At 73.2% G+C, this 6,535-nt stretch carries 5 protein-coding genes; 1 reads left to right on the top strand and 4 read right to left on the bottom strand.

The genetic code is table 11. The features are described from left to right. Window positions 1-519 (bottom strand): pyridoxal-phosphate dependent enzyme (locus AB8Z75_RS09925; protein WP_369201069.1); only part of this gene is annotated, 519 nt, incomplete at its 3' end. Between the two features lie 157 nt (window positions 520-676). On the opposite strand from AB8Z75_RS09925, the gene AB8Z75_RS09920 reads away from it, so the two are divergent. Next, on the top strand, window positions 677-1,519 hold the full coding sequence (locus AB8Z75_RS09920) for a transglutaminase-like domain-containing protein (RefSeq protein ID WP_369201068.1): 843 nt from the start codon (window positions 677-679) through the stop codon (window positions 1,517-1,519). Window positions 1,520-1,606: 87 nt separating this feature from the next. On the opposite strand, the gene AB8Z75_RS09915 is transcribed toward AB8Z75_RS09920, so the two are convergent. From AB8Z75_RS09915 to AB8Z75_RS09905, 3 genes are all read right to left on the bottom strand, one after another. Next, the gene (locus AB8Z75_RS09915) at window positions 1,607-2,554 is read right to left on the bottom strand and encodes an NAD(P)/FAD-dependent oxidoreductase (protein ID WP_369201067.1); all 948 of its coding nucleotides are present in this window, start codon (window positions 2,552-2,554) and stop codon (window positions 1,607-1,609) included. Window positions 2,555-2,680: 126 nt separating this feature from the next. Beyond that, window positions 2,681-4,186 carry a pyruvate, phosphate dikinase gene (locus AB8Z75_RS09910; protein WP_369201065.1) on the bottom strand — a complete coding sequence of 502 codons (1,506 nt, stop codon included), beginning with the start codon at window positions 4,184-4,186 and terminating at the stop codon, window positions 2,681-2,683. Next, window positions 4,183-6,528 (bottom strand): AMP-binding protein, encoded by a 2,346-nt coding sequence (locus AB8Z75_RS09905; protein WP_369201064.1) that lies wholly within the window; start codon window positions 6,526-6,528, stop codon window positions 4,183-4,185. The genes AB8Z75_RS09910 and AB8Z75_RS09905 overlap by 4 nt, the downstream gene beginning before the upstream one ends. Between the last annotated feature and the right edge of the window lie 7 nt (window positions 6,529-6,535).

The following is a 6,535-nucleotide window of genomic DNA, read 5'->3' as shown; positions in this document are numbered from 1 at the left end:
CAGCCCACCAGCGTTCCCGTGTGCCGGCGCCGACGAAGAGGTAGTCGACGCGGCCGATCTGCGTGTGGATCGACCACGCGGTGCGGGCGCTGTGCGCGGCCGGGTTGGCCGGGTTCGCGTACTGGTTCGGCCACACGAGACCGGCGCCTGCAGAGAGCCGCCGTTCCCGTCGCGCCTGTCGCCGCRCGTTCCCGMGCTGMGTGTCGCCCGCATGCAGGCGACACTCAGCTCGGGAACGTGCGGATCGCACACACATGTGAACCGGTAGCCGCGTTCGGCGCACACCACGCCGAGGGCGACTCCGAGGTTGCCCGACGACGACTCGATGACCCGCCCGCCGGGACGCAGCACCCCGCCGCGCTGCGCGTGTGCGATCAGGCCGACCGCGGTCTTCAGTTTCACCGAACCCGCCGGGTTCAGCCCTTCGAGTTTGAGGAAGAACTCACTTCCGGGAACCACGTCCGTGGACCTGAGGAACACGTCGTCCACCACAAGGTCCGCCACCTGATCCGCAATCATCAGCCCCCCGTTCGGCGGGACAACAGCCCCTGAATTTCCGCACCGACCATAACAGAGGGCGCCCACCCGCGAAATGCGGAAAAGAATCCCCGGCTCTTTCCCCGGGAGACGGCTCGCGCGTCTGGCCGGTCAACCGTCCCACTGCTAGCTTTTTCGAATGCACCGAGAATTCTACGTACAGCACAGCAGAGTTACGGACCCGGGCGAACTGGGTGCGCTGCTCACCTCACTTCCGGACAATCTTCCGGACATGAGCAAGGTCGTCTGCGGGGCGGTGGTACACCGCAGCGAAACGTCGAAGAGGTTCGGATTCGAGGTTCCCGCTGAGCGCTTCGGGGAAAGCGAAATCCGCTTCTTCCGCGACATCGTCCAGTTTCTCGGCGGCATGCACGGGCGTCCCGCCGATCAGCGGCTCGCCGGCACCTGCCGGGATTTCTGCATCGTGCTGTGCGCGCTCCTGCGTCAGGCCGGGATTCCGGCCCGCCTCCGCGGCGGATACGCCGACTACTTCCCGCCCTACCCCTGGGACGACCACTGGGTGGTGGAGTACTGGGAGAGCGGCTCCGGCTGGCGGTTCGCCGACCCGCAGATGGCGGAGGCCGCCGAGCATCACACCCTCGACTTCGACGTGCACAACGTGCCCCGCGACCGGTTCGTGCCCGCCGGCGAGGCCTGGCTGGCCTGCCGGCGCGGTCACCTGGATCCGGCGCGGTACACCGCCAGCGTCATCGAGCAGGCGGGCATGGGTGTCGTCCAGGGCACCGTGGTGCGGGATCTGGCCGCGCTCAACCGCTTCGAGGTCTTCCCCTGGGACTCCTGGGGAATCATGACCAAGGACTTCGCCGAACTCACCGCGGCCGAACTGACGCTGCTCGACCGGGCCGCCGCCGTCGGGGCGGAGGGCGGCCCGGTGGAGCTCGCCGTCGAGATCTACCGGGAGCATCCGCAACTGCGGGTCCCCGACCGGATATCCGGCGCCCGGTTGCCGGCCGGCGCGTGACGCCCGCCCCGGGGCGCGACGCCTGCGGGGCCGCACCCTGCCAGGGCGCGACCTGGCGGCGCGCCGCGCCCTGGCCTGCGAAGGGTGTCAGCCGGCGGCGGGCTCGCCCGTGGCGCGGTAGCGGGCCACGGCCGAGTCGATGTCCTCGGCGAGCAGGTAGTGGTTGAGGGCGATACCGGCGCTCATGCCCTGGCCCGCCGCGGAGGCGAGCTGCGCGGCTTCGCTGACCACATTGCCCGCTCCCCAGACCCCCGGCACACTGGTGCGGCCCGAACCGTCCACCGCGACCCACCCGTCGGCGGCTGTCTCGCAGCCGAGTCCGGTCAGCAGCTCGTCGCGGGGGACGAAGCGGGGGCCGACGAACAGCGCCGAGCGCGGTACGACGGGGCCGTCGCCCACGCGTACGCCGGCCAGCCGTCCCTCGGAGATCTCCAGCCGCTCGACCGGTCCCTCGACGATCCGGATGCCGCGCGCGAGGAGCCGCTCCCGCTCCTGCTCGTCCAGCTCGATCAGGTGGGGGAAGAAGACCACGTCCTGCGACCACTGCCGCACGAGGGAGGCCTGATGGATGCTGAACGGGCGGTTCTCGCCGCCGAGCACGCCGATCGGCCCGCCACGGACCTCATGGCCGTGGCAGTAGGGGCAGTGCAGCACGTCGCTCCCCCACAGCCGGTCCACTCCGGGCACCGGCGGCAGGACGTCCCGCAAACCGGTGGCCACCAGCAGCGCGCGGGCGGGCAGGTGCCGCCCGTTCTCCAGCTCGGCCACGAACCCGCCGCCGTCCGCGTGGCGTACGGCGGTGACAGCGCACGCGCACAGCTCGCCGCCGTATTCCGCGATCTCGCCGCGGCCCACCCGGAGCAGCTCGGCTGGTGGCACGCCGTCCCGGGAGAGATACCCGTGCAGGTGTGCGGCGGGTGAGTTGCGGGGCTCGCCCTTGTCGGCGACGGCGACCCGGCGGCCGGCTCTGGCCAGGGTCAGTGCCGCGCTGAGCCCCGCGGCACCGCCGCCCGCCACCACTACGTCGTACTCCACGAAATCCCCTTTCCGGCCTTCTCCACGTCCCGTGTCCACACGTCCGGTGCCGGCATGCCCCGTATCCCCATGTCCGGCGCCGGCATGTCCCGTGTCCACGTGTCCCTTCCCTGCGGCGAGCCGCGTCTACGCCACCGGCGGCTGTGACCGGCCGGCCCGCAGCCGCAGCAGCCGGGTCGCCGACGGAAGGTCCGGTGCGTCGGCGGCCCACTCCGCGAGGGCGGCCAGGGCCGGCTCGTCGCCCGTCGGCCGCCGGAGCGGCAGTGCGCCCGCGTAGACCAACCCGGCAGCGCCGTCCACGGTCACCGTGCGGCCGCGGAGCGCGGCCACCGTGCCGGGGCCGCAGCCGACCACGCACGGTACCGCCAGTTCCCGGCAGACCACGGCGGCATGCGAGGTGGAGCCACCCGTCTCGGTGACGACGGCACGGGCCAGGGCCATGGCCGGCACGTCGTCGGGTTCCGTCGTCGGCCGAGCCAGGACCCTACCGTCCGCGCCGGGGCCCGGATCACCGACCGCGTCGGGGTCGACGACGGTCACCCCCGCGCCGACGCCCGGGCTCGCCGGCTTGCCGCGTGCCAGCACGGACGCGGACGCCGCGGCCTGCGGATCGATCCCCGGCCGCAGCAGGGCGTCGAGCTGCGCGGGGGCCAGGCGCGACAGGGCCTCCCGGCGGCTGATGACTCCCTCATCGGCCAGCGCCACGGCGTGTGCCGCCGCTGCCCGCGGTGATCGCTTGGCCGCCCGCGTCTGGAGCAGCCACAGCGTGCCCGCCTCGACGGTGAACTCGATGTCCTGTACGTCCTTCGCGTCCCGCTCCAGGGCACGGGCCCAGGTGAGCAGGCGGCGCCGCACCTGCGGCATGGCCTCCCCCAGTTCGTCGAGTGAGCGGACGTCGGACCGCCCCGAGACGACGTCCTCGCCCTGACCTGAGGGCAGCCACTCGCCGTACGGCGCACAGGCGCCGGTCAGCGGGTCTCGGGTGAACAGGACACCGGTGCCCGAACGGGCGTCCCGGTTGCCGAAGACCATCGTCTGGACGGTCACCGCGGTGCCCGCGTCGGCGGCGAGTGAGCGCGCGGCGCGGTAGGAGACGGCGCGCGGCGAGGCGGACGACGCGAACACCGCCTCGATGGCGAGCCGCAGTTGCCGCCACGGGTCGCCGGGGGGCGGCACGCCGACGGTGGCGGTGAACTGGGCGGTGAAACGACGGCGTGTGTCGGCGGCGTGCCGCGGGTCGGCGCGGGCGAGCGCCGCGGAGGCTTCCGGCGTGAGGCCGACGTTGAGGACGGTGTCCATCATGCCGGGCATGCTGTCCGGAGCCCCGGAACGCACCGAGACCAGCAGTGGCTGCGGGCCGCGGCCGAACGTCCGTCCCGTGGCGCGCTCCAGCGTGCCGACCAGCCCGCGTACCCGCTGCCACACGTCTTCGGGGAGGTGGCCTGCCGCCGCGCGGAATCGACGGCAGGCCACGGTGGTCAGGACGAAGGCCGGTGGGACCGGCGCCCCCAGTGCGAGCATGCGCGCGATACCGGCGGCCTTGCCGCCCAGCAGACCGCGGCCCAGGCCGGTGCCGCCGTCCAGCGGCAGGGCCACCGGCTCCCGGGCCGCCCGCGCGGAGCCGGCCGTCATTCCGCTCGCCCCGCGGCGGCCTCGCGCGCACGCTCCCGCCCGGTCAGCGCGAGAAGGTCCTCGTGCAGCTCGAACCACACGGTGTGGTAGCTGTCGACGAGCGGACGGGCCAGCCAGGAGTGGTCGCCCGCCTGGATCCTCGCCAGCGCCCGGGCGAGGCGTCCCGGGTAGTGCGCCAGCCGCGGCGCGAGGAGGACCAGGCGCGCGAGTGGACCGGAGAACTCCTCGTGCAGGTGGGCGAGGCGGCCGATGACATCGGCGTCGTAGGCGGCGTCGCTGTGGTCGTTCACTGTCGTACCGCCCACCAGCTGCCAGTCCGTGATCAGGCGTTTGAGGGCCGTGTTGTGGGTGCCGAAGTCCTCGTAGGCGCGGGCCAGCGCTGCCCGGTCGAGTCCGGCCCGCTCCTGGGCGACCAGCCGCCGCAGGTGCTCGCGTCCTGCGGGCGTCAGCGTGTGGCGGCCGTGAGCGGCGGTGCACAGTCCCGCGTCGGCCGAGGTGCGCAGCACCCGTTCGAGCGCCGTGCCGGCCACGGCGCTCGCCGCGGCGATCTCGGGGGCCGTGGGCCGCCCCTTGATCCTGACCGCCTGCAGTACCCGCAGTTCCTCGGACATCGCGTGCTCTCCCTCGGTTGCTCGGCAGCGGTCCGCCGCCACCGGCCCCGGGGAAGAGTGGCCAGGTGGCGGCGGACCGAGGTGGGTTGGCGGAGGGTCTTCGCGAGGAGTCGTCAGACGCCGCGCGAGCTGTGCGCGCTTGATCTTCCCGATTCCGGTCTTGGCCACGGCCTCTTTCGCGACCGGTGCCACGCGGCTGACCACGATGCCGAACCGTTGCGCGACGTGTTCGACGATGCGCCAGTTGTCGCGGTCGTTCGAGACACCCGCCCTGTGGTGGAACGCGATCACCAATGAGCCGGGGCGCCGGTCCTGCGCGGGATCGCTGTAGGCGACGGTGAACGACGGCTCGACGAAGGGCAGTTCTTCCACAGCCGCCTCCACCTCGTGGCCGTGGCGGACCTCATCACCCATCTCGAGCAGGTCGTCGGCGCGTCCGGTGACGGTGAGGAGCCCGTCTTGGACGTAGCCGAGGTCGCCCGTCGTGAACCAGCCGCCGTCGGTGAAGGAGCGCTGGTTCTGCTGGGGCGCGCGGTAGTACCCGGGTGTCACCGGTGCGCCGCTGACCTGCAGCCGGCCGGTCTCCCCCGCCATGAGCGGTTTCCCGTCCTCGGCCACGATCCGCACCGAGACCCCGGGGTGGGGCCTGCCGACGGGGACGAAGCGCTCCCCCTCGTCGTGGTCGTGGGGGGTGAAGACGCAGTCGACCACGCCCGAGGAGGTCTCCGACATGCCCCACCCCGGGTGCATGGCCGTGGCGGGCAGGCCGAAGGGGGCGAGAAGCGCGAGGAAGCGGCGCGCCACCGCGGGCCTGACCGGTTCGCCGCCGTTCATGAGGTACCGCAGTCCGCTGAGGTCCCAGTCGCGGGCGGCCACGCGTGCGGCCTCGTCGGTGACCAGCCCGTAGGCGAAGTTGGGCGCCCACGTGGTGTCGCAGCGGTGGTCGCTGAGCACGTCCAGCCAGCGCAGCGGGTCCTCCAGGACCCAGCGGGTGCGGGCGTGCACCTGGTGGCAGCCCAGCAGTACGTCACGGACGTGGAACATGATCAGTCCGCCCACGTGGTCGAGCGGCATCCAGTTGAACGTCCGGCTGCGCCGGGTCAGCCCCCGTACACCGGCGCTCGCGTGTGCGCGGCTGAGGATGTTGTGGTGGGTCAGCATGACGGCTTTCGGAACGCCGGTGCTGCCGGAGGTGAGCAGGAGCGCGGCCACGTCGTGCGGGGCCGGGGCGGCGAAGTCGACGGCGGGGTCGCCGGCGCGCAGTGCGGCCACGCCCCCCAGCCACCGGCTACGGTCCGGGCCCGTTGGTGCGGTGCTCGTCAGCGTCCAGGGCCGGTCGGCGACCTCGCAGGCGCCGGCGAGCAGGCCGGCCGCCGACAGCGGGCTGCCCGGCGGCGGGGTCGCCGTCACGGGAACGGGCACCAAGGCGCCGAGTTGGCAGGCCCAGAATGCGGTCAACAGGTCGCGTTCGTCGACGAGTTGCAGCACGACCCGGTCGCCGGGCCGCGCTCCGCGTGCCCGCGCGGCACCGAGGAGGCGGGCCGCGTCGTGCAGCAGTCGCGGGTAGCTCAGCGTCCGGGTCCCGGCTGCCGAGCCGAGACAGACGATCTCTCCCGCCGTCCGCGACTTGGCGGCGCGCAGCAGCGCCTCGCCCAGGTGGCGGACCGGGAGCGCGGGAAGGGGACCGCCGTGCAGGACGGCCGGTCCTCGTGTCGCGGCGGAGTGGTTCACGGCAGCT

The sequence above is a fragment of the Streptomyces sp. PU-14G genome, assembly GCF_041028275.1.
In the GTDB taxonomy this organism is placed as follows: Bacteria; Actinomycetota; Actinomycetes; order Streptomycetales; family Streptomycetaceae; genus Streptomyces.
This window is presented reverse-complemented; position numbering and strand designations above follow the sequence as displayed.